This window comes from Foliimonas ilicis (genome assembly GCF_039939195.1).
In the GTDB taxonomy this organism is placed as follows: domain Bacteria; phylum Pseudomonadota; class Alphaproteobacteria; order Rhizobiales; family Rhizobiaceae; genus Foliimonas; species Foliimonas ilicis.
Genome location: NZ_JBDUUH010000002.1, coordinates 391,300 through 416,892, shown reverse-complemented (window position 1 = coordinate 416,892; position 25,593 = coordinate 391,300). Strand labels below are relative to the sequence as shown.

The 25,593-nt window shown below is 57.8% G+C and carries 22 protein-coding genes and 1 tRNA gene; 8 read left to right on the top strand and 15 right to left on the bottom strand.

Translation table 11 applies throughout. From position 1 onward, the window contains the following. Nucleotides 1–24 precede the first annotated feature (24 nt). Genes ABFT80_RS07595 through ABFT80_RS07570 form a run of 6 tightly spaced genes read right to left on the bottom strand, consistent with a single transcriptional unit; the run spans nt 25 to nt 7,361 of the window. A complete protein-coding gene (locus ABFT80_RS07595; protein WP_347971264.1) occupies nt 25–366 on the bottom strand; it encodes a hypothetical protein in 342 nt (113 codons plus the stop codon). A gap of 59 nt (nt 367–425) precedes the next feature. Further along, a complete protein-coding gene (locus tag ABFT80_RS07590; RefSeq protein ID WP_347971263.1) occupies nt 426–1,271 on the bottom strand; it encodes a sugar phosphate isomerase/epimerase family protein in 846 nt (281 codons plus the stop codon). Then, nucleotides 1,268–2,614, bottom strand: a complete 1,347-nt coding sequence (locus ABFT80_RS07585; protein WP_347971262.1) for a DUF6005 family protein — start codon at nt 2,612–2,614, stop codon at nt 1,268–1,270. Before ABFT80_RS07585 ends, ABFT80_RS07590 begins: the two co-directional genes overlap by 4 nt. After that, entirely contained in the window at nt 2,611–3,879 is a 1,269-nt protein-coding gene (locus ABFT80_RS07580) for an AMP-binding protein (protein ID WP_347971261.1), read from the bottom strand. Before ABFT80_RS07580 ends, ABFT80_RS07585 begins: the two co-directional genes overlap by 4 nt. A gap of 16 nt (nt 3,880–3,895) precedes the next feature. Next, nucleotides 3,896–5,608, bottom strand: a complete 1,713-nt coding sequence (locus ABFT80_RS07575; RefSeq protein ID WP_347971260.1) for an IucA/IucC family protein — start codon at nt 5,606–5,608, stop codon at nt 3,896–3,898. Beyond that, a complete protein-coding gene (locus tag ABFT80_RS07570; protein WP_347971259.1) occupies nt 5,592–7,361 on the bottom strand; it encodes an IucA/IucC family protein in 1,770 nt (589 codons plus the stop codon). Before ABFT80_RS07570 ends, ABFT80_RS07575 begins: the two co-directional genes overlap by 17 nt. Before the next feature lie 485 nt (nt 7,362–7,846). Between ABFT80_RS07570 and ABFT80_RS07565 the strand changes: the two genes are divergently transcribed. Together ABFT80_RS07565 and ABFT80_RS07560 are read left to right on the top strand one after the other, a co-directional pair. Next, on the top strand, nt 7,847–9,307 hold the full coding sequence (locus tag ABFT80_RS07565) for a phospholipase D-like domain-containing protein (RefSeq protein ID WP_347971258.1): 1,461 nt from the start codon (nt 7,847–7,849) through the stop codon (nt 9,305–9,307). Between the two features lie 73 nt (nt 9,308–9,380). Further along, entirely contained in the window at nt 9,381–10,208 is an 828-nt protein-coding gene (locus tag ABFT80_RS07560) for an endonuclease/exonuclease/phosphatase family protein (RefSeq protein ID WP_347971257.1), read from the top strand. Here the strand turns inward: ABFT80_RS07560 and ABFT80_RS07555 are convergent. The 6 genes from ABFT80_RS07555 to ABFT80_RS07530 all read right to left on the bottom strand — a co-directional run bounded on the left by ABFT80_RS07555 (nt 10,205) and on the right by ABFT80_RS07530 (nt 14,838). Further along, complete coding sequence (locus tag ABFT80_RS07555) at nt 10,205–10,645, bottom strand: acyl-CoA thioesterase (RefSeq protein WP_347971256.1); 441 nt, start codon at nt 10,643–10,645, stop codon at nt 10,205–10,207. The genes ABFT80_RS07560 and ABFT80_RS07555 overlap by 4 nt on opposite strands. Then, nucleotides 10,645–11,802, bottom strand: coding sequence for an iron-containing alcohol dehydrogenase (locus tag ABFT80_RS07550; protein WP_347971255.1), 1,158 nt, complete (start codon nt 11,800–11,802; stop codon nt 10,645–10,647). Before ABFT80_RS07550 ends, ABFT80_RS07555 begins: the two co-directional genes overlap by 1 nt. Before the next feature lie 147 nt (nt 11,803–11,949). Then, nucleotides 11,950–12,435 (bottom strand): hypothetical protein, encoded by a 486-nt coding sequence (locus tag ABFT80_RS07545; RefSeq protein WP_347971254.1) that lies wholly within the window; start codon nt 12,433–12,435, stop codon nt 11,950–11,952. After that, nucleotides 12,432–13,334: a hypothetical protein gene (locus ABFT80_RS07540; RefSeq protein ID WP_347971253.1), complete on the bottom strand. Its 903-nt coding sequence runs from the start codon at nt 13,332–13,334 to the stop codon at nt 12,432–12,434. The genes ABFT80_RS07545 and ABFT80_RS07540 overlap by 4 nt, the downstream gene beginning before the upstream one ends. 337 nt (nt 13,335–13,671) lie before the next feature. Then, nucleotides 13,672–13,745 (bottom strand) — tRNA-Gln (locus ABFT80_RS07535). A 151-nt stretch (nt 13,746–13,896) separates the two neighbouring features. Beyond that, a complete protein-coding gene (locus ABFT80_RS07530; RefSeq protein ID WP_347971252.1) occupies nt 13,897–14,838 on the bottom strand; it encodes a lysylphosphatidylglycerol synthase domain-containing protein in 942 nt (313 codons plus the stop codon). Nucleotides 14,839–15,111: 273 nt separating this feature from the next. On the opposite strand from ABFT80_RS07530, the gene ABFT80_RS07525 reads away from it, so the two are divergent. Then, on the top strand, nt 15,112–16,485 hold the full coding sequence (locus ABFT80_RS07525; RefSeq protein ID WP_455189898.1) for a Ppx/GppA phosphatase family protein: 1,374 nt from the start codon (nt 15,112–15,114) through the stop codon (nt 16,483–16,485). Next, nucleotides 16,482–17,186, top strand: coding sequence for an RlmE family RNA methyltransferase (locus ABFT80_RS07520; protein ID WP_347971398.1), 705 nt, complete (start codon nt 16,482–16,484; stop codon nt 17,184–17,186). The genes ABFT80_RS07525 and ABFT80_RS07520 overlap by 4 nt, the downstream gene beginning before the upstream one ends. On the opposite strand, the gene ABFT80_RS07515 is transcribed toward ABFT80_RS07520, so the two are convergent. Then, nucleotides 17,187–18,602 (bottom strand): MFS transporter, encoded by a 1,416-nt coding sequence (locus ABFT80_RS07515; protein WP_347971250.1) that lies wholly within the window; start codon nt 18,600–18,602, stop codon nt 17,187–17,189. It abuts the gene before it with no gap. 165 nt (nt 18,603–18,767) lie between these two features. Between ABFT80_RS07515 and ABFT80_RS07510 the strand changes: the two genes are divergently transcribed. The 4 genes from ABFT80_RS07510 (at nt 18,768) to ABFT80_RS07495 (ending at nt 22,426) form a co-directional block, all read left to right on the top strand. Next, entirely contained in the window at nt 18,768–19,748 is a 981-nt protein-coding gene (locus tag ABFT80_RS07510; RefSeq protein WP_347971397.1) for an MBL fold metallo-hydrolase, read from the top strand. A 193-nt stretch (nt 19,749–19,941) separates the two neighbouring features. Then, nucleotides 19,942–21,444, top strand: a complete 1,503-nt coding sequence (gene guaB / locus ABFT80_RS07505) for an IMP dehydrogenase (protein ID WP_347971249.1) — start codon at nt 19,942–19,944, stop codon at nt 21,442–21,444. A gap of 9 nt (nt 21,445–21,453) precedes the next feature. After that, on the top strand, nt 21,454–21,990 hold the full coding sequence (locus ABFT80_RS07500) for a hypothetical protein (RefSeq protein WP_347971248.1): 537 nt from the start codon (nt 21,454–21,456) through the stop codon (nt 21,988–21,990). A 16-nt stretch (nt 21,991–22,006) separates the two neighbouring features. Beyond that, the gene (locus tag ABFT80_RS07495) at nt 22,007–22,426 is read left to right on the top strand and encodes an MAPEG family protein (RefSeq protein ID WP_347971247.1); all 420 of its coding nucleotides are present in this window, start codon (nt 22,007–22,009) and stop codon (nt 22,424–22,426) included. Between the two features lie 500 nt (nt 22,427–22,926). Here ABFT80_RS07495 and rnd read toward each other — a convergent pair whose 3' ends face one another. Both rnd and ABFT80_RS07485 read right to left on the bottom strand, forming a co-directional pair. After that, nucleotides 22,927–24,078, bottom strand: a complete 1,152-nt coding sequence (rnd, locus tag ABFT80_RS07490) for a ribonuclease D (RefSeq protein ID WP_347971246.1) — start codon at nt 24,076–24,078, stop codon at nt 22,927–22,929. A 75-nt stretch (nt 24,079–24,153) separates the two neighbouring features. Then, entirely contained in the window at nt 24,154–25,404 is a 1,251-nt protein-coding gene (locus tag ABFT80_RS07485) for an MFS transporter (RefSeq protein WP_347971245.1), read from the bottom strand. Nucleotides 25,405–25,593: the final 189 nt, after the last annotated feature.

Here is a 25,593-nt window from a genome sequence, read left to right as displayed (position 1 = left end):
GATTGTTAGCGAGTGTTATCACTGTCACTTTTTCGGTTTGCCTTGCGCGTTGCCGCTCGGAACCTGCTTTACCAATGAACCCAAAACCGGTTCTGGCTTGGAAGGGGCCTTTTCCTTCTTGGGCTTGCGAACTTCGCGATTGCTGCGCACTTGACCTTTAGCCATGGTATTGATCCTTTGGGTATGAGGGCCGATAGAAACAACCGACGTGTGGCCGGACGCAGCTGTGTATTCGCTGCCGCAATAATAAGCGGCAATCTTCAGAATTTGCGTGTCGATTTCGGAAGAAAGCTGCGGAAAGTCTTCCGCATGCCGAAAGAACCAACCGAATAAGTAAATCGTAGGCGTGGAATACGGTTTTAGCAAGACTAAAAGCGTACGCGGTGACGCTCGAAGCCCTGCATGTCAGCGCGCTAGTTTAAACTTTACGCCGTTGCGGTGCGTATCGGCGCTTCGCGGTCCGCCAGAAGCAGGCGGATGTTGCGTGCATCATTGGCGAGTATGTTGAAGCAATCGCCGCCGAACCATTCCAGCGAGGCAGCCACGTTGTCGCGGTCGAAAAGCGCGTCGAGAAATTCCAGATAATCGACGGTTCCGTCGAACAATGGCGTCATGCCGCTGCGCTTGCCTGCCGCGGCATAGACATTCGACGGCTCGAATATGCCCAGATCTGCACGCGAACGAACATTTTTCAGATGGTAATGCTGGATATGCGGCAGCAATTTCTGATGCGCTTCCAGCGGATCGTCGCCACCTTCCCAGACATGCAGCGTGTCGAAATTGACCTTCAGCGCGGGGTGGTCGACATCTTCGATAAGCCGCATCGTGGACGCCAGAGTGTCGGCCAGCGTTCCCGGATGGGTCTCGACCAGCACCGAGCAGCCCTGATCTTCGGCGATCATGCAGGCGTCCTTCAGGCGCGTAGATAGCCGCCAGCGCGCTTCGGGCGAAGTTTCGTTGCTTCCCGTCTTCCCAGCGAATGTCCGCACTTTCCGGGCACCCCATCGGCGCGCCAGGCGGCAGAGATCTGCGGTCGCGTAGCGCAAAGAAGCGAGATCGTCGTCGAGCGGCAGGTAATCGCTGACCATCGGCACGGAGAGGCCGAAACCCGCCATCCAGGCGGCGTCGCGGTCCGTCATGTGCTGCATGTTGCGCGCATGAGCACCCCAGAGTTCGATGCCGTCGAAGCCGTTGCTGGCGGCCCATCGCGCAATGTCTTCGAGCGACAGGAGATGGTGGCGGAACGTGATGGTGCAGAGCGACAGCTTCATTCGGCTGCATCCTGATGGGGCTGAGGTACGGGCGCCAGGCTGCGCGCATCGCACCAGACACGGTATGTCTGCGCCAGACGTCCTTTCAGGTCGCGTTCCATGGCATCCAGCGCGTCGAGCTTTGCAAAGACCTGCGCTGCATGAGCGGAATCGCCGGTCTGGCCAAGTTTCATCACCGCGTAATGAAGCGCCTTGAATTCCTGGATAAGCGCCTCGATTTCTTCGCAGATCACATCGAATTCTGCATTCGAAAGCTTCATCGAGCGCCAGAAAAAGGCGAATCCATGCTCCAGCGCATATTTGCGGATGGAGAGAACCGGCAGTTCGCGCAGTGCCACCGACAGGTCGGATAGCTGCACACCATCTCGCTTTTCGATATGCGCCTGAACGATGTCGCGCGTGGCGCGCGTCAGCAGGTTCTCGTCTTCGTGAAAGCAGGCGAGGAAGTAGTCGCGCAGATCGGCATCGCGCGGCTTTCTGATATCGGCTGCATCGAACACGAAACCGCCTGCCACAGTCGGCTGCATGATCGCATTGATGACTTTATCTTTCTCGATCCGGCCTTCCCAGCGAAAATCGGGATCGAGAACCATCCAGATTGCCGGGTCTTCGGTGTTTTCGAGCATCAGATAATGCGGGAAGGGGTTCTGGTTGAACTTGTTCTCCCGCTCCGGCAGGTGAAACAGATCGAGCATGACCATCACATACTCGGACGGATTCTTGGTCTCGAGAAGCTCGATCATGGTTGCGACATTCTCGGCCTTCGACGCTTCCGGCCTATACCACTGCCGGACTTCCGGCCCGTAGATGCGCTGGAACCAGTCGCGAAAGAAATCGTGGTTGATTTCCGGCGCGTGGTAGGCAAGCCGCCAGCGCTCATCGACCGCAAAGCCCGCATCCCATACACCAAAGAAGAACGGCCGGTGATCGAGCGTGCCGGTCTGCTTGACCGCATGGCAGACATTGCTGACGAAGCAATGAACCTTGATGTCGATATAGTCTTCGCCATGCACGCCAACGCGCTCCGCGGCCTCCTGCTCGGAACGCTGGAAAGTCAAAGGCTTGGCAGCTTTTTCGGACTCGACTTCTGAAGCAGGCGCATCGACGAACAACCGCGCCAGATCCTCCACCGTATCGAGGTCTTGGCGGCTGATGACTTCTTCCGGCAGCGCCACGCCATGGTCGAGTTCAAGGCTCAGCATGATTTCGAGAATGAGCACGGAATCGAGATATAGGTCCTCGTTCAACTGCGCTTTCGGTGAAAAACCATCCATGTGCTGATGGTTCAGCTTGTCGCGCAGGATCGTTTCGATGGCGATCAGGACTTCGTTGTAATTCATCATGCTGCCTCTGTGCGTGCTGCAAATTCACCGGCGCTGTAGCGCGCGGCCACATCGCGTCTGCTGATTTTTCCGTTTGCCTGACGAGGGATCTGGTCGATCTGCAGGATTTCCGTCGGCAATTGGTGACTGGCGAGACGATCCGCGCACCATTGGCGCAGTTCTGCCTGTCCGATCGCGCGATCCGCGCTGAAGAGGAGGGCTACGCGCTCACCTGCGAATGTGTCCTGCTTGCGGAAAACGACGGCATCGCTGACGCCGTTCATCGACATCACCACGTCTTCGACTTCCTTCGGATAGACGTTCAGGCCTGAAACATTGATCATGTCGTCGAGGCGCGAAACGAAAACCAGCATACCGTCCGCACGGCGATAGCCCAGATCGCGTGTTTCGATCGCGATGCCGTTACGTTCCAATACGATTTCTTCCGGCTTACTGCTGTCGCCCTCATTGCGTAGCGAAAAGCGCGGAAGCACATAGCCGATTTCGTTTGCCGCCTGAACATCCGGGTTGATCGCGATGCAACCGGCTTCCGAACAGCCATATTGCTGAAACATATGCTTCGATTTTGCGCGGATTTGGTTGAACCATGGCTCGGGCAGCAATGTGCCGGAGGTCATCGTGGCATGAATGCTTTCGCCTTGCGGCAAAAGACGCGCCAGCGTGTGAAGGATCACGGGCGATGAAAGCAAATAAGGCCGCTCAGTTTCGCGCAGTTTACGCAGAAGGAATTTCGGATTGCCTGTATCGAGGATCACCGGCGTCTGGCCGCGCTTCAGCGCCATCAGGATGCCGCAGATCAGCCCGTAGGAATGCGTGGTCGGGCAGGCGACAAGCGGCGTCATGTCCTGCGGTTCGGAGAAGGCCGAGATGTAGCTTTCGATCTCGTCGTCGATATCGCTCCATGCGCGCGCGATGCATTTCGGCGCGCCGGTCGTGCCGGAACTCATCTGAAGCAATTGCGCCGTCTCATTGGCGCGTTCCTCGCAGATCGGCTCGCCTTCCAAACGATTGTAAAAAAGCCAGTTGCAGTTCGCGGCTTCCGCCTGCCGCCGCGCTGCCGCATAAGGCGTCGAAGGATGCAGCGGCAGCACGCTTGCACCCGCCTCGCGCGCGGCGAAGAAAAAGGCGAGCCAATCCTGCGCTTCTGCGAAGCACACCGCGAAGCGGTCGCCCTTGCGCTGGTCGAGATTAGCGATCGTGGCCATGCGTTCCGACGCGTCGCGGAACCATGCCTGGTCAAATACGGTGTCGTTGATTTCGATCATATCTGCACTCCTGAGATTAGGCGGCAACCGAAAGACTGTTGGGGATTTCGTGAGCGCATATCGTGCCCGGCGCGCGGAGCTTTCGCGTCAGCAGGGATTCCGTGAAAATGCGCGGTTTGGAATGGCCGAGCTGGTTCTGGCGCTCCGCCAGACCATGTTCGTCGGCGTAGACGCTCAAGCGTCTGGAAACATTTGCCCAGAAGACGGCTTCATCAAGCCCGTAGCAATGGTCGAGCAGATGCGAAATCTCGGCCAGATTGTAGATGAACAGCGCGTCGATCACCAATTCGCCCAGCAGTTCGACGCTTTCCATCCAGTAGAATTCGTTGGGTTCTGCCTTGGCATAGGCCGGGTTAAGCGCGACGAAATCCGGCACCTTGCCGGGATCGCGAAGGAAATCCGGCGCATATTCGAGACTGTCGTGGAAATCGCGCAATGCCAGCCGCACCGGCCAGCCATCGCGATGGATCAGGACAAGATTCTGGCCGTGCGATTCCGTGGCAAAACCATGCGCGACCAGCAGATGCCATATCGGCATGGCAACCGTTTCGATGAGTTGATCCGTCCACCTATCCAGTTCATGGCGTTCGATCCAGTCCGCGATGAACGGCCTGCCATCATGCTCCACCATCATCAGCGCGTTCAGCGGCACGGCGGCTTCGCCGGGCTTGAGATAGCTATCCACGCTTTCGCGCCAGATCACCGCGAGTTCACCGGCGAGCGGGCCGTCCCGATCAGCGATGACACCGGCATATTCACCGAGAATGGTCAGCGGATAGCGCTCCGAAAAAAGCGGATCGTCGGAGACGAGGTCGTTCAGCCAGTCCGTAAGCACAGGTGCCGTGCACACGGAATATGGCTCGATGATGCGTTTTGCCGATGAATTCACAAGGTTCATCGGCAGTTTGATATTGGCGCATTCGGGATGGTCGATGTTGAACAGGGTGCGCACAGACTGGCTGGCAATGTAGCGATCACCCGCCGTTCCCAGAAAATGCGCCGAGCCATCACTGATCCAATTCGATAGCCCGGAATTCTGAAGCGCTTGCCATTGCCACGGATGCAGCGGCAGCAGGCCGAATTTCGTGGCATCGTCGCAGCATTCGCGGCGGCGGCCGTCCAGAAGCGCGTAAGTCTCGGCACCAAGTTCGGCTATCCAGAACTCCCTTTCGGGAAGGGGAAGCGCCGAATGCAAATACGCGCGCGACACCGCAAGCCAGATCAACTGGAAGGAGTTGCCGGCCTCAGGGCCGTAAGCCGCATGATCTTCATGCGTAAAGCCGGTGCGCGCCTTGAAGCAGGGGTGGTAGGGGTGTCCTTCGTCAAGCCCGGCATCCAATTGCGCAAAGGGCAGGTCGCGCCGCAGGCGAGGCGGCAGATTGTCGTTGTTCCAGGCGGTGAAACCCAGCGTCTGTTCCAGCTCGAACAGCAATTGTGCGCGATGTTCTGCCGAGCCTTTTAGGCTTGAGACCAGATCGCCGATAGCAGGGCGGACCCAGTTGTTGCCCGCCTGCTGTTCAATCGTTTCGGGACGAATTCTGATCCGGCCGAATGCGCCGATCCGGCCCTCGCAGCGAAACGAGGCATCGGCTTGGCCCCATTCGAAAAGCGTGCCGCGATCTTGGGCAGAGGCGACATGATCGACAAGGCCTTCATAAATCGCAGCCTCGACGAGCTGCCGGATGATCCGCAATTCAGGGTCGCCATGACGATCAAGAGGCAAGGGCATGGGCAGCCTCCGTCACGAGCGCCAATCCGCCGCCGCTCAGCGGATTTGGAATTTGCGTGTAAAGCGTGTGGCCGCCCGCCGCGAGTTCATCGACATTCTTGAGGCGTATTGCGAGATTGGCTTTCGCGGTGATGCTCGGTCTGTTCAGTAGGCCGGATGCAAAATCGCGACCGCCGCCGCTCAGTTCTCTGGCCAGTTTGGCCAGACGCAAACGAAGGATCGCGATCAGATCGGCCTCGCGCGTCAACCCGTCATGACCGGCACGCGCGATGACCGAGAAGATCTGATTGACGATGAGATAATATGAAAAGCGCTCGCGAATTTCGCGATCATCAAAGAAAAGTTCGCGCGTTTGCGTCAGTTCGGGCAGCAATGTGCACCAACGCGCCTTGAAATTGTTCGACAGGTAGAAGCCTTGGCTGTCGCGGTAGAAATATTTGCGCGGAAGCCCTTGGGAAATGTCGAGCAGGCTGTTTTGCTGATGCGCTTCCAGCGCTACGCCGAACTTGTCGTAAAGCCGTACCAGAGGGTCGAGAGCGCAATCGAGATAGGCTTCGAACCATCTGCGGCAGGCTTCGCGCGGAAGTACATCCTGCTCGCGGGCCACGCGCCGGACAAGGCTTTCCAGCCGAGATTTCTCGCCGGGCAACGGCTCTGCCGTCAGAGCCGAAACGGTAATCGTCGTTTCTTCGAAACCATCGCGCAACGGGTTCTCACGGAAAATCACCTCGAATCCGCTTTCATCCTGTCCCGGCATTTCAAGCGTGACGTAGGCGCTGTCGTGAAGGAAGCCGAGGCGAGGGTCCAGATCGTTCATCCCGGCGCGTGCGAACAGCCGCGCGACGGCCACACCGGCATCGAGCTCATGCTTGCGGTTCAGCCGCTGCGAATTGGTGATGCGCACCGGCAGGGAGAATTTTGGCATCCAGGCGGCATCCGGGCTGAATACGGTCCTCACCGAGGATGTCGCCATAAAGCGCGGGCCTGCCGGTCCGAGATGGCGAAGCGCGCCCGATGCGCAAAGCGCCCGCACATTCGGGGTGAGCATCAGGGCTTCCGCCTGCAGGGGATGCATGGGGATGAGGGCTTCGTCATCAGTCAGCGCAAATTTGCCGATCTCCTCGCCGAGCAGCGATTCAACGATCGATCGGGTGGGAACGTCTGCTGAATCCTGCCGGACGATTTCTGCCTTGGCCGCAAAATAGGTGAGCTGAAAATCGCCGCGCAGCTCCGGCGCGTAGGCGACCTGCTGCCAGCTCGTCATGCCTTGAAGGCTTTTCGGAGTGGGGTGCAAAGGATGCCCGAAATAGAGCGACTGCTCGCCGCCAATGAAGCCGCTCTGCGGCGATCCCGCAGTGGCATCGAGATAGCGCTTGGTCGCCTGATAGCTTTGCAGCACGCGCTCGAACAGTTCGAGTTCGCTATGACGCTGCTCGCCGGAGCGCCGCATGCTGTCCCCGGCCGCCTGAATGAGCAGATAACAGACGGCAATCGGCTCGATCTCGCGCCATGCGGGTTCCGTTCGTCCGCGCTGCCATATCCGTCCGAAAAGATGCATTCCGCAAAGCGATCTGGATTTGAGCTCTATGCGAAGCACTGTGTTGCGCGTCGGCAGCGTGAGTTCCACGCAATCGACATTCGTTCCATCTACACGGTGAAACACCGGAATGCCGGGGTCCATCTCGCGTAGATAGCTGTTTGCGAAGCTTCGGAACGTTGCCTGTTCCGCTACAACCTGATTCTGATTTGTCATGTTTTTGGCGAAAGACATTGCTTTCGGGGAAACGGCTGTCGCCCCGTTTTGAAAAATCTTGGGTTGATTTCAACTTAACAACCGATCGTGCGCGGCTGTCCCCACCACGATTGCGATTTAAAGTTAACTGTGATTGTCAAGTTATAGCAGTTGGGTTGTCTGATCAACTGGTTACAACGCCAAAATGTAACGGATACATGTGATCAGGTTGTCTCATAATGAGACGAATTTAAAAAATATCCATATATATCATGCGGTTATAAATATTACCGAATGTCTCAAAATTCTATCTGATGCATCGCGCGCACTTCCTGCCCCTCCTTGATCACCCAAGGTCAGGCTGCAGCAGGAAATCACGGTTTCTTATCCGCTTGTCGGCGCATCGATTTTTTTCGGCATCACGCCGCATGATTTTATGGCTGCGTGACGCGGCTGGAGGTTGCAATCAATTGCGTTCCGCTGTGTGTCGCTAGATAGTCCGAACCATGTTCCAGACGATCTCCGCTTACTGGCCACATATCCTTGCTGTGATTTCGGTGCTGATGGCGACCGCAGCAGCCGTCCACGCGACCATGACCAAGGAGGAGGTTCGCACCGCCCTTGGCTGGGTCGGCGTCATTCTCCTTTCGCCGGTCGTCGGGGCGCTCATCTATGCCGTTGCCGGTGTGAACCGCATAAGGCGCGCCACGATCACGCTGCAACGGTCTGCTTTAGGCGATGACACCCTGGCGCATCTGGAGCGATACGACGTGCCGGAGCAGCTTGTCCGAGAGCGCTTCGGCCAGCAGTTTCTGGCCATGAAAATCCTGGGCGACAGGGTTACGCGCAATGCCCTGACATCGGGAAATTCGATCGTCACGCTGAAAACCGGCGATGAAGCCTACTCTGAAATGTGTGCCGCGATCGAAGCGGCGCAACGCAGTGTGCTGCTCGAAACCTACATTTTCGACAATGACGACATCGGTCGCCGTGTCGCCGATTGCCTTGCTGCGGCAGTGGCGCGGGGCGTGGAGGTTCGGGTGCTTATCGATTCGGTCGGCGCGCGATACTCGGTGCCGAGTATTCTTGGCCGCTTGCGCAAGGGAGATGTGCCGGCAAGCGTCTTCAACGGCAACATCATCATCGGCCTTCGGCTTCCCTATGCGAATTTGCGGACCCATAGAAAAATCCTGATCGTGGATGGCCGTGTCGCCTTCACCGGCGGAATGAACATCCGCAAAGGGTTCACCGAGGAGTTCTCTGGAGATTCCTATGCGCATGATACGCATTTCAGGGTGTCCGGCCCTGTCGTCGCCGACCTGTTTTCGATTGCCGCATCGGATTGGCGCTTCACCAAGAAAGAAGTTCTGAGAGGCGAGGCGTGGCAGATCGAAACGCCGCCCTATGAGCCGGATGGCCCGATGCTCATCCGCGCGGTTTCATCCGGGCCAGATGCCAGCAACGAGACGAACCACAAGATGCTGATCGGTGCGTTTTCCATCGCGCGCAAATCCATCCGCATCATGTCGCCCTATTTTCTGCCGGACCGCGAACTGATCAGCGCGCTGATAACGGCGGCGCGGCGTGGCGTGGAAATCGATGTCGTGGTTCCCGCCGTCAACAATCTCGTGCTTGTCGATCGCGCGATGACGGCCCAGTTCGATCAGATTTTGAAGAATTACTGCCGCATCTGGCGCGCGTCAGGGCCGTTCGACCATTCCAAGCTGCTGGCAGTCGATGGCACCTGGGCCTATGTCGGCTCGTCCAATCTCGATCCGCGTTCGCTGAGGCTGAACTTCGAGGTCGATCTGGAAGTTCTCGATGCCGAGTTCGCAACGAAAATCGATGATAGAATCGGCAACGCAATCGCGACTGCCGTGCCAGTAAAACTTGAAGATTTGCGCGCGCGGCCCTTCATCGCGCGGCTCATCGACAAGATTTTGTGGCTCGGTTCGCCTTACCTTTGACAGCGTGCCGTTCGACACTATCTTGGACGCCAGCGGTTGGCTTTACGCACAAAGAGGATCATCAGCGGAACGTATGCGCAAAAAGCAGCCCAGCCTCCCGGCAAGCATCATTGCTTCCATTCGGAAAAGACATGAGCGCGGGGAAGGGACCATCTCCCGAAAACCGCATTCTACGGAAACCCTTGTTGCGTCCTACAACATCCACAAATGCGTCGGCGCAGACGGCAAGTTCGATCCTGAACGGATAGGCACCGTCATTGGTGAAATCGGCGCGGATGTCATCGCGCTGCAGGAAGCCGACAAGCGTTTCGGCGAGCGTGAGGGCCTTTTGAACATGGCCCGTCTGGAGCGTGAAACCGGACTGGTGCCGGTGCCGATTTCGGGAAACGTCAAGGGCCATGGCTGGCATGGCAATGTCCTGCTTTTCAAGCAGGGCGTGGTGCGCGACGTTCACCAGATCAAACTGCCGGGGCTTGAGCCGCGCGGTGCCATCGTCGCCGAAATCGATCTGGAAGAAGGCAGCGTCATCAGGATCATCGCCGCGCATCTAGGCCTGCTGAGACGCTCACGTGCCCAGCAGGCACGCGTCATGATGGACATCATCGACAGCCGCGAGGAAAAGCCGACCCTACTTCTTGGAGATTTGAACGAGTGGCGTCTTGGAGATCGCTCCTCGCTCAACACATTGCGCGATACATTCGGCCCTTTACCGCCCGCCGTGCCGACATTCCCCGCCAGCCTGCCGGTTCTGGCGCTCGACCGTATCATCGCAAACCGCGAGGGCATGATATCGGCGGTGCAGGCGCATGACAGCCCGCTTGCGCGCGTCGCATCCGATCATCTCCCGCTAAAGGCGTTCGTGACCGTGCCGTCACTCCTTCAAAAGACCGACGCCGCCTAGCTTTTCACAAGCGTCTCCAGCGCGGCCCTTAGCGGCGCGGCGAGAGGCGAGGGCCGATGCGTGGCGGCGTTGACATAGACATGCACGAAAAACCCTTCCGCCGAAGCCTTGTCGTCATCATTGCGGAACAGGCCGATCTCGTAGCGCACTGAAGATGAGCCAAGCCGCGCAACGCGCAATCCGGCGCTGACCATGTCTGGAAATTTGATTTCCGCATGGTAGCGGCAGCCGGTTTCGGCGACGAGGCCGCGTTGGGCGCTGTTGCGCGGGTCGAGCAGGCCGTGCTCGATCAACCAGCCATTCACGGCAGTATCGAACAGTGAGTAATGGACCACATTGTTCAGATGGCCATAGACGTCATTGTCCATCCAGCGCGTGGGGATTTCGCGAAAGGTGATGTAATCGGCGCGCGTTCCCGGCGGCGTGCGCTCTGCCATCACCATGCCGCCTTATAGATGGAAAGCGCGTCTTCTTCCGTCACCGGGCGCGGATTGTTGACCAGAAGCCGGCCCTGTTTCATGGCGTCCGCGGCCATCTTCGGCAAGGCATCTTCGGGAATATCCACATCGCGCAGGCGCGTCGGCATGTTCAGCTTCAGGGCCAGTCTTTCCAGTGCCGTAATGAAGGCATCGCAGCGGCCTTGCGTGCCGATCTCGGCAAGTTCGGGAAAGGCGTCGGCGGCGATTTCGGCATAGATCGCACTGGCCGCAGGCGCATTGAAGCGCAGCACATGCGGCAGAACGAGCGCGTTGGAAAGCCCGTGCGGGATATGGAACGTGCCGCCGATCGGATAGGCCAGCGCATGCACCGCCGCGACCGGCGAATTGGCAAATGCTTGCCCGGCCAGCATCGAGCCGAGCAGCATGGCCGATCGTGCTTCGACATTCTTGCCGTTCGAAACGGCGGCTTCGATGTTGGCACCAAGAAGCCGCAACGCTTCCCGCGCCAGCATTTTCGATAGCGGATTGTTGTTGGCATTGACGGATGCATAGGCCTCGATCGCGTGAACCATCGCATCGACGCCCGTCGCGGCGGTGATCGCAGGCGGCAGGCCGAGCGTCAAATCCGCATCCAGCACGGCAATATCGGGCAGAATGAGCGCGCTCGACACGCCGCGCTTTTCTTCCTCGCCAACGGTGATGATCGAAACCGGCGTGACCTCCGAACCGGTTCCGGCAGTCGTCGGCACCAGAACCAGCGGAAGGCGCGGCCCCTTCGCATTGCCAACGCCCCATGCAGCATCGAGCTCTTCGCCCGAACCGAGCAGCAGCGCCGCAAGCTTGGCAACGTCAAGCGACGAACCTCCGCCGAAACCGACGATACCGGTAGCACCCAGCGCCCGCCCAGCCGCGACCGCCTCCATAAGCGTCGCCTGAGAAGGGTCCGCCTCGACCTTGTCGAACACCGTCACCTCGACGCCCGCACCCTCGAGCGAAGCAATTGCCGGATCGCAAAGCCCAAGCCCGCGCAAACCCGGGTCAGTCACGACCAAAACCCGCGCCCCCAAAACAGCCCCTGCGACTTCGGCTAGCTGCGCGGCAGCACCATTTCGAAAAACAAGCGACTTCGTTGTGTTGAAAACAAAAGACTGCATGGTTTCCTGTTCTTTGGTGGTTTCAACAACAAGCAGCATCCATAGGAAAGGCCGTTGGCGTCAATTTGCATGGTCAGTGTAAGTGGGGGGTAGGCATGTTGCTAATCGATCCATCCGAAGGCCATACTTATGGACGGAACATCATTTTTAGCTGGCCGTTTTCTTGGCGGAAATCGCATCTTCCATTCGTTTCTTTTGAATTTCCTTTAGTGAGCTTGGTAAGCTCAAAGAAATCCAAAATGAAAAGCAAGTAAGAAAAAAGCAAACAAACTGAATGTATTTATAGTATTTATCATTTTGCTGAGATAAAGAAAAAACAAAAAGAAATGCTAGTAATATAACGTATAAGATAAAAATATCTGTATGTCGATGAAGTTTCCTTTGTGTTTCTCTTGCTGCGATGAAATCTTTCCGCCATGAGCTTTCTAGTATCATGGTCGGTTCTCCTAGTATGGATATAATAGCAATTATGACGCCGGCTAAGATTGAAAATACGGTTGCTATATAAGAAAGTGCGTCTGCCTTGTTTTCGAGGCGATCAGAAAAATAATACCCTAGGAATGCAGAAATTATTATGCCAAAAATGGCATATAATATTCTCCCGTAAGAAATTTTTCTTTTTAAGTCACTCATTGAACGTCGTTCAGAAAGTTGACCGCATTATTCCAGGCGAGTGTATAGCTAAGGAACGCTGGTCCCCCAGGTTGAGTGTAGGTGCTTCGGAGTAAAAGCTGGTCGCGAGTAAAGTCATTCCCTCTAAGAGTTTTTATCTTAAAGTCGTCGTTTCCTTCTATTGCTTCAGTTGCAATTGCTGTTAGGCTTTCGATTTGATCTAGTGCTGCGCTTTTCTTGAAATTCAAAACAAGATGCGTATCCGCCATGGATAGGCGCTCTACTTCGTTGTCCGTAAACTCATCATGAAAGCGGGCGGAAATCGCGGCCTTCACGCTCTGTGCGAGATAGCTTTGCAAAGATTGTGGTTGCCCTTCAATTTGCTGAACAGCCTCTGCATGGGCAAGGGTTAGGCCTAGATCAAGAAAATGCACCCCTTCGTCTAAGAGTTGCCGCAAGACTTCTGGATCAGCTCGAGCGGCTAACGTAAACCGGTTGGTAATTGCAGGCTCATGTTCCAAAGCTAGCAGACCTCGGATGGCTCTTTCCACGAATTTAGGATGCACAATCCCATGCGATACAAATCCAATAGAGTCTTGCCCCACTACTACTGCAATCTCGCGTTCCGTAAACTCTGCGCCCTCTGGTGCTGGCGCGTCAGCAAGATCTCCATTTACCACGCCTTGCGCTTGTGGCGTTACGCCTTTTCGCGCGCCGTTTACATGAGTTGAGAAATGCAAGCAGATGCGATCGCCAAGATCGTTTCTGTGGCGGAGTTCACAAGTTTCGTGAGCAATCACGTAGCGAGTATTTTCTATATGCGGACGCGCCTCTAAAACAATTCTTAAAAGAGAAACAACATTATCTGTATTCTGTGGGTTGAACCACTCTACTCGCCGAAAATGAATTGTTTTTTTCATAAACAAAATCCTGAATGCGAAACTGATTAAGTATCATCTTATCCTTTTCTTGGTGTTTCAATGTTGGATTGCAATTTTGATTCGGTGATGACGCTTATCCACAGACCTATTTAAAGGATAATCGGTGAAATTAGTAAAATCAAGATATTTGTTCGTGATTTGTTCTTTTATGGCCGGGAATCGAATTTGATACGGCGAGCTTGCGCGGATTGACTCTCGGAAAACGGGCGTTGTCACTGGGCATGGGTTGGACTATTTCTGACCCTCAGGACTGTTTATGTGCGCGCCGAAGGTGTGGCCGAAATTGTATTGAATTGGGATTGAAAATAAAAAATCTTGGCTGGGGAACCTGGATTCGAACCAGGACTAACGGAGTCAGAGTCCGTGGGTCTACCGTTAACCTATTCCCCAACAAGGAAGGATTTGCGTTAAATCCTTTGATGCGGCTTGGACCCGTTTCGGCGCACGGACCGCATCCGTTCGTGGGCGCCTTTTAGCACATTAATCGGGTCGATCAAGAGCCGTCTCCAGACTGTGCGAAGAAATTCGACGGCTGTGAATTTCAGACCCTGTTTCGCCGTCCGAATTGCGAGCGCTCGAACACCAGAACGAGCAGCAGGGCGATTGCGAACGGGATCAGAAGGTAGAACAGCCGGAAGACGAGCAGGGCGGCGAGTACGGAGGCCGGGTCCATTTCCGGCAGGCCAATCAGAAATACGACTTCGAAGACGCCAAGCCCGCCCGGCGCATGCGAAATGAGGGCTGCCGAAAACGACACCAGAAAGATGCCGAGAATGATGAGGAAGCCGGGATTTCCCTCCGCTGGAAGCACGAAATAGATGATCGAGGCGGCAGCCACGATTTCCAGCGGGCCGATGATCAACTGCCGCGTCACGATGGGCAGGGCCGGATAGTGAATCTGGAAGCTTTTTATCTTCAGGGGTTTCAGATGCAGCCAGCTTCCGAAGATATAGGCAATTACGAGGGCGAGCAGAAGGAAGCCGGCGGCGCGTCCGAAATTGAAGCTGATCAGGTCCGAATCGGCAAAGCGGCTCATCAGTTCCGGCTTGAGAATGAGCACGACGGCTCCAACGACGACGGTCGAAAGCAGGAATGTGAACAGGCAGATCGCGACGAGCACGCCCACTTCCTGGCCGGTAAGCCCGCGGCTGACATAGGCGCGGTAGCGGATCACCGCGCCCGAAACGACAGAGCCGCCGATATTATGGGCAAGGGCGTAGGTGGTGAAGGAGCAGGCGGTGACGAAGGGCCAGGAGACTTTCTTGCCGATATGGAGGAGGGCGATGTGGTCATATCCGGCGAGTGCGGCATAGGCGGCGATCGCTGCGAGTGCCGAAAGCAGCCAGCCGCGCATGGGTATCGCTACGAGGCCGTCCCATACGTCGTCGAGCGAGATGCCCCGCAATTCGTGATAGAGAAGCCACGCCGAAACCGCGACCGCCAAGAGGCCGATTACCGGCCAGATGAAGTCCTTCCATGTCATCGTAACGCGTTCACCATGCTTGCTGTATCGGTTTCCCGAAAGAGGAACGGGCCGAAAAAGAAACGGGCCAAAAAGAAACGTGATAGAATCGTGCGATCGCGAAATCGCAGCGTTGTTTCAGCAATGCCTTATCGAAGCTGGCTGTTCAACCTTTAGGGTTGCTGAGCGCGGCGAAAGAGGGCGCTTTCCAAATCTTACTCTATTGGTGAAAGGGCGCGAGGCTGCTATCTTCACGGCAACGAGACATATTTGGCGCCTGTGCTGCACCCTTCGATGGCGTGCGCGGCGCCGGAAGGGAATAGCGTGAAGAATCCGGAACCCGGTGCGAAAGTACCGGACCCGGGCGTAGCAAGGGGCGTTCCATTGCCGAAAAAGGGCGAGGAACGTCGATCTGCGGGCGCTGGCGAGCCGTCGCTCTTGACCGGACGAAACGCCACCGGAGCAGATACGCCCCCCAAAAAAGGAAAGAAACGCCGCAAGCGCAGGCGTGGCCGCAAGGTTTTTGCGCGCGATTCTGTGGCTGCTGCGGCAGGCGGTGCAGCGAATGGTTCAGCATCAGCTATCGTCGCGCGTCCTGAAATCGCGGTGTCCGCGCGTAGCGTTCAGCCGGATTTGCCGCTGCGGCGCGCGCCGCAGAACGAATTGCCGGTCTTTGCAGCGCTTGATCTGGGCACCAACAATTGCCGCCTGCTGGTGGCCATTCCAGGCCGCCCCGGTCAGTTCCGCGTCATCGATGCCTTTTCGCGAATCGTGCGGCTGGGTGAAGGCTTGTCCGCAAGCGGCAGGCTTTCGCAGCCTGCGATGGATCGCGCCGTCGAGGCGCTCAAGATTTGCGCCGATAAATTGCGCAGCCGTACATTGTCGCGCACGCGCCTGATCGCGACCGAGGCATGCCGCTCCGCCGAGAACGGCGCCGAGTTCATTGCGCGCGTCGAGACGGAAGCCGGGCTGAAACTCGAAATCATCGACAGGCAGACGGAAGCGCGGCTTGCGGTTTCGGGCTGCGGCTCGCTGGTCGACAGGGATACGGACGGCGTCGTGCTGTTCGACATTGGCGGCGGCTCTTCCGAAATCGCGCTGATCGACCTTTCCAAACGCCGCACGTCGCGGCTTGCCGATCATATCGTTTCATGGACCTCGCTGCCGGTCGGCGTCGTCTCGCTGGCCGAGCGATTCGGCGGCAATATCGTCACCCGCGAAATATTCGCCGCGATGGTGAACGATGTTGCATCGATGCTCGATGCCTTCGAGGGGCGGGATCGGCTTGGCAAATTGGTGTCGGGCCAGCGCTTTCATCTTCTGGGCACATCGGGAACAGTCACGACGCTTGCAGGCGTGCATCTGGGGCTGGAACGATATGACAGGCGTCGCGTCGATGGGCTCTGGATGGACAATACCAGCGTCGATGCGATGATCGAAAAACTGCTCGGATGGGATTTCAAGCAGCGCGTCGCCAATCCTTGCATCGGGGCGGATCGTGCCGATCTGGTATTGGCTGGCTGCGCGATCCTTCAGGCCATCCGTCAGGTTTGGCCTTCGGAGCGTTTGCGGGTTGCCGATCGCGGCCTGCGTGAGGGCATATTGAGCGAGCTCATGGCGGATGACGGCGTGTGGCGGCGAAACAAATCGAACGGCAGGCGGCCATAATGAAGAAACCCACAAAAACAGGCGGCGCTTCATCGCGTGTTCTCAGAACGCGCATCAAGAAGAAAAGCGGCTTGAAGGAATCCTCGCGCCGCTGGCTCGAGCGTCACATGAACGATCCTTACGTTCAGCGCTCCAAGGCAGAGGGCTATCGCTCGCGCGCGGCTTACAAGTTGTCCGAGATCGACGATCGCTACAAGCTTTTGAAGCCGGGCATGAAGATCATCGATCTGGGTGCGGCCCCCGGCGGCTGGTGCCAGATCGCGGCGGAGCGAACCGGCTCGTCTGCTGAAAAGCCTGCCGTCGTCGGCATCGACTATCTTGAAATGGACCCGGTGCCCGGCGCCGAAATCCTGCTTCTGGATTTTCTGGACGATGACGCGCCTGAAAAACTGATGGCCGCACTGGGCGGTGCGCCCGACATCGTGCTTTCCGATATGGCGGCCCCCACGACCGGGCATCGCCGCACCGACCATCTGCGCACCATGCATCTTTGCGAAGTGGCTGCGGATTTCGCCATGTCGGTTCTAAAGCCGGGTGGGCATTTTCTGGTCAAGACGTTTCAAGGCGGCACGGAAGCCTCGCTTCTCGATGCCCTGAAAAAGAGCTTCAAATCCGTGCATCACGTAAAGCCGCCGGCATCGCGCGATGAATCGGTCGAGCTTTATCTGCTGGCGAAAGAGTTCAAAGGCCGCCCCGCTTAACTAGCGGGTCGGCGGCAAAGGCTCGTCGGCGCTGCTCTCGGCCAGCCGATGCCCTGAAACCTCGCTGCCCGCATCTCCCGGCAGACGGTAAAATGACAACGCCGCGAACGCCGTCACCACCGCGACCGAGAAGAAGGCCGTGGTGAAGGCCGAAAGGCCGATCGGCTCGCCCGTCACATAGGCATGACCTTCCAGCAGACCGCCAGCAAGCGCGACGCCAAGTGCGATGCTTATCTGCTGGGTAACGGCTGCAATCGCGGTTGCCTGACTGGCATCCTTGTCTTCGATGTCGGCAAAAACCAGCGCATTGGCCGATGTGAAGAACAGCGAGCGAAGGAAGCCAGCACCCAGCAGCACCGCAATGATGATTGCGGGCGACGTATAGGGTGTGAACAGCCCGTTCGCCGCGATGAAGACGGATGCGAGAATCGACGATGCGATGAGCACGGTGCGGAACCCGCCTGTTCTCAGCGTGAACGGCGCCAGAAACTTCATCGCCAGCGCGCCGACCGCCGAAGCAAATGTCAGCATGCCGGATTGAAAGGGCGAGAGGCCGAAACCGAGCTGGAACATAAGCGGCAGCAGGAAAGGCACCGCGCCATTGCCGATGCGGAACACTGCGCCGCCGACGACTGACGCGCGGAACACCGGGTTCTTGAACAATTGCAGCTTGAGGATCGGGAATTTCGCGCGTCTGGCATGCACCAGATAGATGACCCCGGAGACGATCCCCACCAGCAGGGTTGCGATGCCGATTATCGGCGGCAACGCAGGCAGGCTGACGACCGAAAGACCGAAAACGACGCCAGAGGCTGCAATCGCCGAAAGCAGAAATCCGGGCATGTCGAGCGGAGCGCTTCCGCCGACCGGAACATCGGGCAGAAAGCGTGTAGCAAGCAGAATGCCTGCAATGCCGATCGGCACGTTGATCAAAAAGATCCAGTGCCAGGTCATGAAGGTGGTGATGAAACCGCCGACCGGTGGCCCGACGAGCGGTCCGATAAGGCCGGGTATCGTCAGCCATGCCATGGCCGAAACGAGCTCGCGGCGCGGCGTGGCACGCACCAGAACCAGCCTTGCCACAGGCGTCATCATCGCGCCGCCCATGCCCTGAAAGAACCGTGCGACCACAAATACGCCCAGCGAATTGGCCATAGCGCAGGCTATAGAGCCGACGACGAATACGGCGATTGCGATACGGAACACGTTCTTCGCACCGAATTTGTCGGCCATCCAGCCGCTTACCGGGATGAAGATGGCGAGCGAGACGAGATAGGCCGTCAAAGCCAGTTTCAGCGCGACCGGGCTTGTGCCGATATCGAGCGCGATTGCTGGCAGCGAAGTGGCGATCACCGTCGAGTCCATGTTTTCCATGAACAGGGCGACAGCAAGAATGAGGGGAACGATGCGGTTCAAGATGTTACCTTCGGGGTAGCCACTTTTGGCTCAAATCCCGTTTCTTGTCGATAGATTTGGCATTTCGCCGGATTTGCGAGGGCTTCTCACGAATGTTTGAAGGGGTGAAGTGTGGGAACTGGTCGCCGCACTTGTATGTTCTCCTCAAACACAGGGAGACGAATGATGGAATTACCAATGGATCGCCGCACGCTCTTCAAGCTAGGTGCCGCCGGAACGACTGCGCTGGCAATGCCGCAAATCATGGTGCGCGCCGCCCATGCAGAGGTTCCGATGACAAAAGTCGGCAATCCCGGCTTCAACCGCTTCAAGCTTGGCGGGTTCGAAGTAACGACGATACTGGACGGACTTCGCCCGGGCGATGGTCCACATCCGACCTTTGGTGAGGATCAGCCGGCAGAAGCGGTTGCCGAGCTTATGGCGGCGAATTTCCTGCCTGCCGACCGGTTCGTGAACGGTTTCTCGCCGGTTCTCATCAATACGGGTTCGGACCTCATTCTTTTCGATACGGGTTTTGGCGCAGCCGGGCGTGAAAACGGCCTCGGCCAATTGCGTTCGCGCCTGGAAGAATCCGGCTACAAACCGGAAGACGTCACCGCAGTCGTCATCACGCATATGCATGGCGACCACATCAGCGGCCTTCTGGAGGACGGTTCTCCGGCTTTCGCGAACGCAAAACCGATCTTCGGCAAGCTGGAATATGATTTCTGGACGGCACCCGAACGCGCGAGCGGCCCGACGGAAGGCAATGCCAAGGCAGTTGCAGCCAACATCGTGCCGCTGGCCGAAAAGGCGACCTTCATCGAAGACGGCACGGAAGTCGTTCCGGGTATTACGGCCAAAGCCGCTTATGGGCATACGCCCGGCCATTTGGTCTTCACGCTCGAATCGGAAGGCCGCAAGCTTGTCCTGACCGCGGACACGGCAAACCACTATGTCGCTTCGCTGCAGAAGCCGGATTGGCATGTTCGTTTCGACATGGACAAGGAGCAGGCCGCCGCGACCCGCAGGGAAGTGTTCGGCATGATCGCCTCGGAGAAAATTCCGTTCATCGGCTATCATATGCCGTTCCCGTCGGTCGGCTATATCGAGACGATCGACACCGGTTTCCGCTATGTGCCGGAGACCTACCAACTGGACCTCTAGACACCGCGATTCCGGCTCGTCTCTGAATGGCAATGTCTGCACCTCGCGGGCGTGACCAAAAAAACGGCTGATTCTGCGCCTTTTCATGATCGAAAAGACGTGGTACCAGCCGGTGCCAATCCTGAAAGGGAAGATACGAGTCGGCGCAGCCTTTCGGCCAAGCGTCTTATTTATGCATCCAGGGGCTTGGCACATGTCAAAGATCATAGAAACCGCGACCGGAGCTTTGGCTCTTACTTTTGATGACGTGCTGCTGCAGCCCGGCCATTCCGAAGTCATGCCCGGCGAGACCGACATCCATACGCTGATCGCGGGCGACATCGAATTGAACGTGCCGATCATCTCGGCCGCCATGGACACAGTGACCGAAGCGCGTCTGGCGATTGCCATGGCGCAGGCAGGCGGCATTGGCGTTATCCACCGCAATTTCACCCCCGCCGAACAGGCCGAGCAGGTCCGTCAGGTCAAGAAATTCGAATCCGGCATGGTCATCAACCCGGTCACGATCGGGCCGGACGCGACGCTTGCGGATGCGCAGTCGCTAATGCGCACGCATGGCATTTCCGGCATTCCCGTCGTCGAAAACGGCGGCAAGGGCGGCCAGAAGACGGGCCGTCTCATCGGTATCCTGACCAACCGCGACGTGCGCTTTGCTTCCGATCCCGCACAGCGCGTCAGCGAGTTGATGACGCATGAAAATCTGGTCACGGTGAAGGAAAACGTCGATCAGGAAGAAGCCAAGCGCCTGCTGCACCAGCGTCGCATCGAAAAGCTGCTTGTGGTTGATCCGTCCGGCAATTGCGTCGGCCTGATCACCGTCAAGGACATCGAGAAGTCGCAGCTCAACCCGCATGCGACCAAGGACAGCCAGGGCCGTTTGCGCGCCGCTGCAGCAACCAGCGTCGGTGCCGATGGTTTCGAGCGTGCTGAGCGGCTGATCGATGCAGGTGTCGATCTGCTCGTCATCGACACCGCGCACGGCCATTCGCAGCGCGTTCTGGACGCGGTCACCCGCGCCAAGAAGCTTTCGAATTCGGTGCGCATCATGGCGGGCAATGTCGCGACGGCGGCAGGTACGCAGGCGCTTATCGATGCCGGTGCGGATGCAGTGAAGGTCGGCATCGGGCCGGGCTCGATCTGCACGACGCGCATCGTTGCTGGCGTCGGCGTTCCGCAGCTTTCGGCCATCATGTCGGCAGTCGAAACCGCGCACAAATCGGGCATCTCGGTGATCGCCGATGGCGGCATCAAATATTCGGGCGATCTTGCCAAGGCGCTGGCCGCTGGCGCCAATGCCGCGATGATCGGCTCGCTTCTTGCAGGCACGGACGAAAGCCCCGGCGAAGTCTATCTGCATCAGGGCCGCTCGTTCAAAGCCTATCGCGGCATGGGCTCGGTCGGCGCCATGGCGCGCGGTTCGGCGGACCGTTATTTCCAGGCGGAAGTTCGCGACACGCTGAAGCTCGTGCCGGAAGGCATCGAAGGCCAGGTGCCCTACAAGGGGCCGGTCTCCGGCGTTCTGCACCAGCTTGCAGGCGGCCTGAAGGCTTCGATGGGTTATGTCGGCGGCAAGAACCTCGAAGAGTTCCGCGAACGCGCAACCTTCGTGCGTATCTCCAATGCCGGTCTTCGCGAAAGCCACGCCCATGACGTGACGATCACCCGCGAAAGCCCCAACTATCCCGGCGGAGCCTGATAGCCCGCCATGCGCGTGCTTCGCCATACCGAAGCGCTGTGCACATGCGCAGGCATTCTGTTCTGCGCGATGACGCTGCTCGAGCTTGTCTATTTCCGAAGCTTGAGCGGCGGCATAATGTCGGTCGACATGCGCCCGCTGGGCTTTACGCCCGATGACGGCTTTGAATGGACGACGGCGCTCGGCCCGCGCGGCAGCGAAACGGTGATCGTATGGCACTATCTCACCTTCGATCTCCTGTTTCCCGCTCTGTTCGGCCTGGCGCTGGCCAGCCTGATCATCCGGCTGGGCATGAATTTCCCCCGCTTCCAGAAGCTGCCGTCGCGCATTCGTGACGGTTTCGGTTTGGCATTGGCCGCACCCGGCGTTCTGGCTGACTACGCCCAGAATTTCGCCGTCACGCGCATACTCTCCAATCCGCTTAGCGCGACGCCGGAATCGTGGACGGTCGCGTCGGGGCTGATCGTCACCAAATTTGCGCTTTATGCTGTCCCGCTGACGGTAATCGTGGCATTTCTGCTCGCGAGTAGAAAATACGCCAAATAGGGGCAGGGAATAGAATATGAATCCAATCGCAATTTTCTGGCCTGTGGTGGCACAGGTTCTTCTGGTCTTTCTCGTTTATTTCCTGCTTTCCAAGCGCCGTTTCGCGGCTTTCAGATCTGGAACCTTTAAGGCTGGAGAGTTCCGCGAGCGCAAATCCGAACCGGCCGAAAGCACGACGACCTACAACAATCTCGTCAACCAGTTCGAACTGCCGGTGCTGCTTTACGTCGTCTGCATCAGCCTGTTCGTCACCAATGGCGTTTCATACGTCACGGTGCTGTTGGCATGGATTTTCGTGATTTCGCGCTACGCGCATGCCTTCGTGCATGTGACGATCAACCGGTTGCGCTATCGCCGCCCGTTGTTTGTGGTTGGTTTCCTGTCGCTTGGGCTTTTGTGGGTTTGGTTCGCGCTGCATCTTCTTGGGATGGTTTGAGACCAAACTTCATCATCGCCACGCCCGCTTTCCGCGTCTGGCTATTGTCAAAGAACCGGGAAGCGGGGCGCTTGGCCGTGCCTTCCTAGTAAGTGATATATGTGGCGCGACGTCCGCACCCCGCCGGTGTCTGCTACCCGGTTGGTCGGGCACAATGTCTCCTGCATTCAATAGTGCAGGAAAACATCGCGGTTTTTCCGCACGCTTTCAGAAGTTTCACCGGCAGGGTTTGTCACTTCCTGCGATGAACGCATCTTCGACGCGCCGACCTGTCGGATGCCCTCGGGTCCAGCAGCTACCGTAGCTGTTGGCGGGAGGTCACCGCTGCCTGAACCGATACCCGGTGCGCACCGGCTTCCCGCTCAGACAGTGGGGGAGATGATAGGTGCGGGATGAAGGGGGTGAATAAAAAACATGAAATTGGAGTTTTTATTCACACGCAATGGTTTGATTGTGCGTGCTTCGACAGGCTCAGCATAAGGGAAGCTAGGCGCTACCCCTCAGACCTCAAAAACCACAATCTTGCGATCCTCGAATTTTATCGCGATCTCTCCGCGCACAAGCCTTAGCGCCTGCTGCCCAAACACCTCCGCGCGCCAGCCATTGAGGGCAGGCACGTCGGCCTTTTCGCCTTCGGCCGCAATGCGATCGATGTCGTCGCTGGACGCCAGAACCTTTGCGGCAACGCCTTCCTGCTCCGCTATCAAACGCAGAAGGACTTTCAGGATTTCAGTTGCGGCATTCGATCCTTCAGGCGATTGCTGCTGCCTTGGCAGGCGCGGCATCTGTTCTTTGGGAATCGAAAGCGCGGCATTGACCACGACCAGAAGATCTGTTGCCGTAGACGAGCGCTCCCAGCCCTTGGGAACGGTGCGCAGGCGGGCAAGGGCGGTCGCATCGCGCGGCTGTTGCTGGGCGACTTCATAGATCGCGTCGTCCTTCAAAACCCGGCCGCGCGGAACGTTGCGCTCGCGTGCCTCGCGTTCGCGCCATGCCGCCAGCGCCTGCACGACGGCAAGCTCCTGCGGCTTGCGCAGCCGCATCTTCAGGCGCTTCCATGCGTCTTCGGGATGCGGATCGTAAGTGTCGCGCGATGTGAGGATTTCCATTTCCTCGTTCAGCCAATGCGCGCGGTTGTCGCGTTCGAGCTGGCCTTTGAGACGCTCATAGACGTCGATCAGATGCGTGACGTCTGCCAGCGCATATTCAAGCTGCTTGTCTGAAAGCGGACGATGGCGCCAATCGGTGAAGCGCGATGTCTTGTCGAGCTGCTGTCCAGTGATCTTCTGAACTAGCTGATCGTAGGAAACACTGTCGCCGAAGCCGCAGACCATTGCCGCAACCTGCGTATCGAACACCGGATGGGGAATAAGCCCGCCCAGATGGAAGATGATTTCGATGTCCTGACGGGCAGCGTGAAAAACCTTCACGATCTTTTCGTCGGCCATCAGCGTGAAAACGGGGGCAAGATTTATCCCCGGAGCCAATGGGTCGATGAGCGCGGTAACGCCCGGCGCTGCCATCTGGATCAGGCACAGTTCCGGCCAGAAGGTCGTTTCGCGAATGAATTCGGTATCGACGGTTACGAATTCGGATTTAGCCAGAGCCGCGATGACCGTTTCGAGCTCTTCCTGTTTGGTGATGACGTGCATTTAATCTCTGATGGCGAAATGAAACATTCCACCTTTCCTTTCAGCAGCAAGGGCATCCGTCAAGCGCGGTGCCTGTCAGTGTCCATTGGTGTTTCTGTCGTTCTTGGTGCCTTTGCCGCCCGCCAGCCTGGCGAAAATCGTCGATGTCCGCAGAAGTGCGATGAAGCGTCCGCGTCTGTTTGCCGGCACGGAAGCCGTTGTGCGCATGCGATAAAGCGTGATCAGGACGAATATAAGATAGATCGCGGCGGTGAAGCTGAACAGGGCGGACGGGCCGAATATTTGCATGAAATAGGAGGCGATGACCGGCCCGCCGATTGCGCCGAAGGAGTAGAAAAGCATCAGCGCGGCATTCACCAGAACGAATTCGCCCTTGTCGGCGCGGTCATTGGCATGGGCGGCCGACAGCGAAAATAGCGGCATGGCGAATGAGCCGAAAATGAAGATCAGTACGAAATTAGCCAGATTTCCGGTGCCTGCCAGAAACACCAGCGCCAGTGCGGCGAGCAGTGCGCCGAAGGTCGTAACCAAGAGCACCTTGCGGCGGTCCCAACGATCAGACAGATAGCCGAGCGGATATTGGATGATCGCGCCGCCGATGATGCCGACGCTGACGAAGGTCACGACATCGGTGACCGACATGCCGATCTGCTCCGCATAAACGGGCGAGAGCGTGCGGAAGGCGCTGTTGGTGACGCCGACGGCGACGCAGCCGATGCAGCCAAGCGGCGAAATGCGCCAGACCCGGCCAAGATCGAGCTTCACGTCTTCGGGCGGCGTCGGATTGGTGCGGTCGCCGAGCGATACCGGCACCAGCGAAACGGTAATCATCATCGACATGATGGCGAAGATCGTGAAGCCGCCAGCGCCGAAAACGGGAATCAGGAACTGCGCGCCGGTGACAGAGCCGATATCGACGATGCGATAAAGGGCCAGAACGCGCGCGCGGTCCTTATTGCTGACGCCGGAATTGAGCCAGCTTTCCATGATGGTGAACAGGCCGGCGAAGCAGAAGCCGGTCGTGAAGCGGATCACCGACCACATCAGCGGGTCGATGACCAGCACGAGCATCAGCGTTCCGGCGGATGCGAGCGCGGCGAGCGCAGAGAAGGAGCGCACATGGCCGACCGATTTCATGATGCGCGTGATGAAGATGCAACCGAGCAGAAAGCCTGCGAAATAGGCGGTGCCCATGAAGCCGATGGTCGATGCCTCAAAGCCTTCCGATGCGCCGCGCAGCGCAACCAGCGTGCCCTGCAAACCATTGCCGCCCAGCAATATGCCGGCGGCGACGAGAAGCGGTATGAGCGGGCGGATGGAGGACATGAAATGCGAACTGCCAACGGCGGATGTCTTTTATAGGGCTTTTGCGACACTATAAGCCAGTCTCGATTGCCGCCCGGATTGGTCCACAAGCCGCTTTACCTTGACAAAACCGGGCACCCATGCGTTTTTCGCGCAAATTCGCGCCGGGCCTCATCAATCCGGCCCGTCCATCACATTCGGAACATCCCA

Excerpts from the sequence above, each read along its gene's own strand:
- ABFT80_RS07590 (WP_347971263.1), bottom strand. The coding sequence starts at position 1,271 with ATGAAGCTGTCGCTCTGCACCATCACGTTCCGCCACCATCTCCTGTCG.
- ABFT80_RS07585 (WP_347971262.1), bottom strand. The coding sequence starts at position 2,614 with ATGATGAATTACAACGAAGTCCTGATCGCCATCGAAACGATCCTGCGC.
- ABFT80_RS07580 (WP_347971261.1), bottom strand. The coding sequence starts at position 3,879 with ATGATCGAAATCAACGACACCGTATTTGACCAGGCATGGTTCCGCGAC.
- ABFT80_RS07575 (WP_347971260.1), bottom strand. The coding sequence starts at position 5,608 with ATGCCCTTGCCTCTTGATCGTCATGGCGACCCTGAATTGCGGATCATC.
- ABFT80_RS07570 (WP_347971259.1), bottom strand. The coding sequence starts at position 7,361 with ATGACAAATCAGAATCAGGTTGTAGCGGAACAGGCAACGTTCCGAAGC.
- ABFT80_RS07565 (WP_347971258.1), top strand. The coding sequence starts at position 7,847 with ATGTTCCAGACGATCTCCGCTTACTGGCCACATATCCTTGCTGTGATT.
- ABFT80_RS07560 (WP_347971257.1), top strand. The coding sequence starts at position 9,381 with ATGCGCAAAAAGCAGCCCAGCCTCCCGGCAAGCATCATTGCTTCCATT.
- ABFT80_RS07555 (WP_347971256.1), bottom strand. The coding sequence starts at position 10,645 with ATGGCAGAGCGCACGCCGCCGGGAACGCGCGCCGATTACATCACCTTT.
- ABFT80_RS07550 (WP_347971255.1), bottom strand. The coding sequence starts at position 11,802 with ATGCAGTCTTTTGTTTTCAACACAACGAAGTCGCTTGTTTTTCGAAAT.
- ABFT80_RS07545 (WP_347971254.1), bottom strand. The coding sequence starts at position 12,435 with ATGAGTGACTTAAAAAGAAAAATTTCTTACGGGAGAATATTATATGCC.
- ABFT80_RS07540 (WP_347971253.1), bottom strand. The coding sequence starts at position 13,334 with ATGAAAAAAACAATTCATTTTCGGCGAGTAGAGTGGTTCAACCCACAG.
- ABFT80_RS07530 (WP_347971252.1), bottom strand. The coding sequence starts at position 14,838 with ATGACATGGAAGGACTTCATCTGGCCGGTAATCGGCCTCTTGGCGGTC.
- ABFT80_RS07525 (WP_455189898.1), top strand. The coding sequence starts at position 15,112 with ATGGCGTGCGCGGCGCCGGAAGGGAATAGCGTGAAGAATCCGGAACCC.
- ABFT80_RS07510 (WP_347971397.1), top strand. The coding sequence starts at position 18,768 with ATGGAATTACCAATGGATCGCCGCACGCTCTTCAAGCTAGGTGCCGCC.
- guaB (WP_347971249.1), top strand. The coding sequence starts at position 19,942 with ATGTCAAAGATCATAGAAACCGCGACCGGAGCTTTGGCTCTTACTTTT.
- ABFT80_RS07500 (WP_347971248.1), top strand. The coding sequence starts at position 21,454 with ATGCGCGTGCTTCGCCATACCGAAGCGCTGTGCACATGCGCAGGCATT.
- ABFT80_RS07495 (WP_347971247.1), top strand. The coding sequence starts at position 22,007 with ATGAATCCAATCGCAATTTTCTGGCCTGTGGTGGCACAGGTTCTTCTG.
- rnd (WP_347971246.1), bottom strand. The coding sequence starts at position 24,078 with ATGCACGTCATCACCAAACAGGAAGAGCTCGAAACGGTCATCGCGGCT.
- ABFT80_RS07485 (WP_347971245.1), bottom strand. The coding sequence starts at position 25,404 with ATGTCCTCCATCCGCCCGCTCATACCGCTTCTCGTCGCCGCCGGCATA.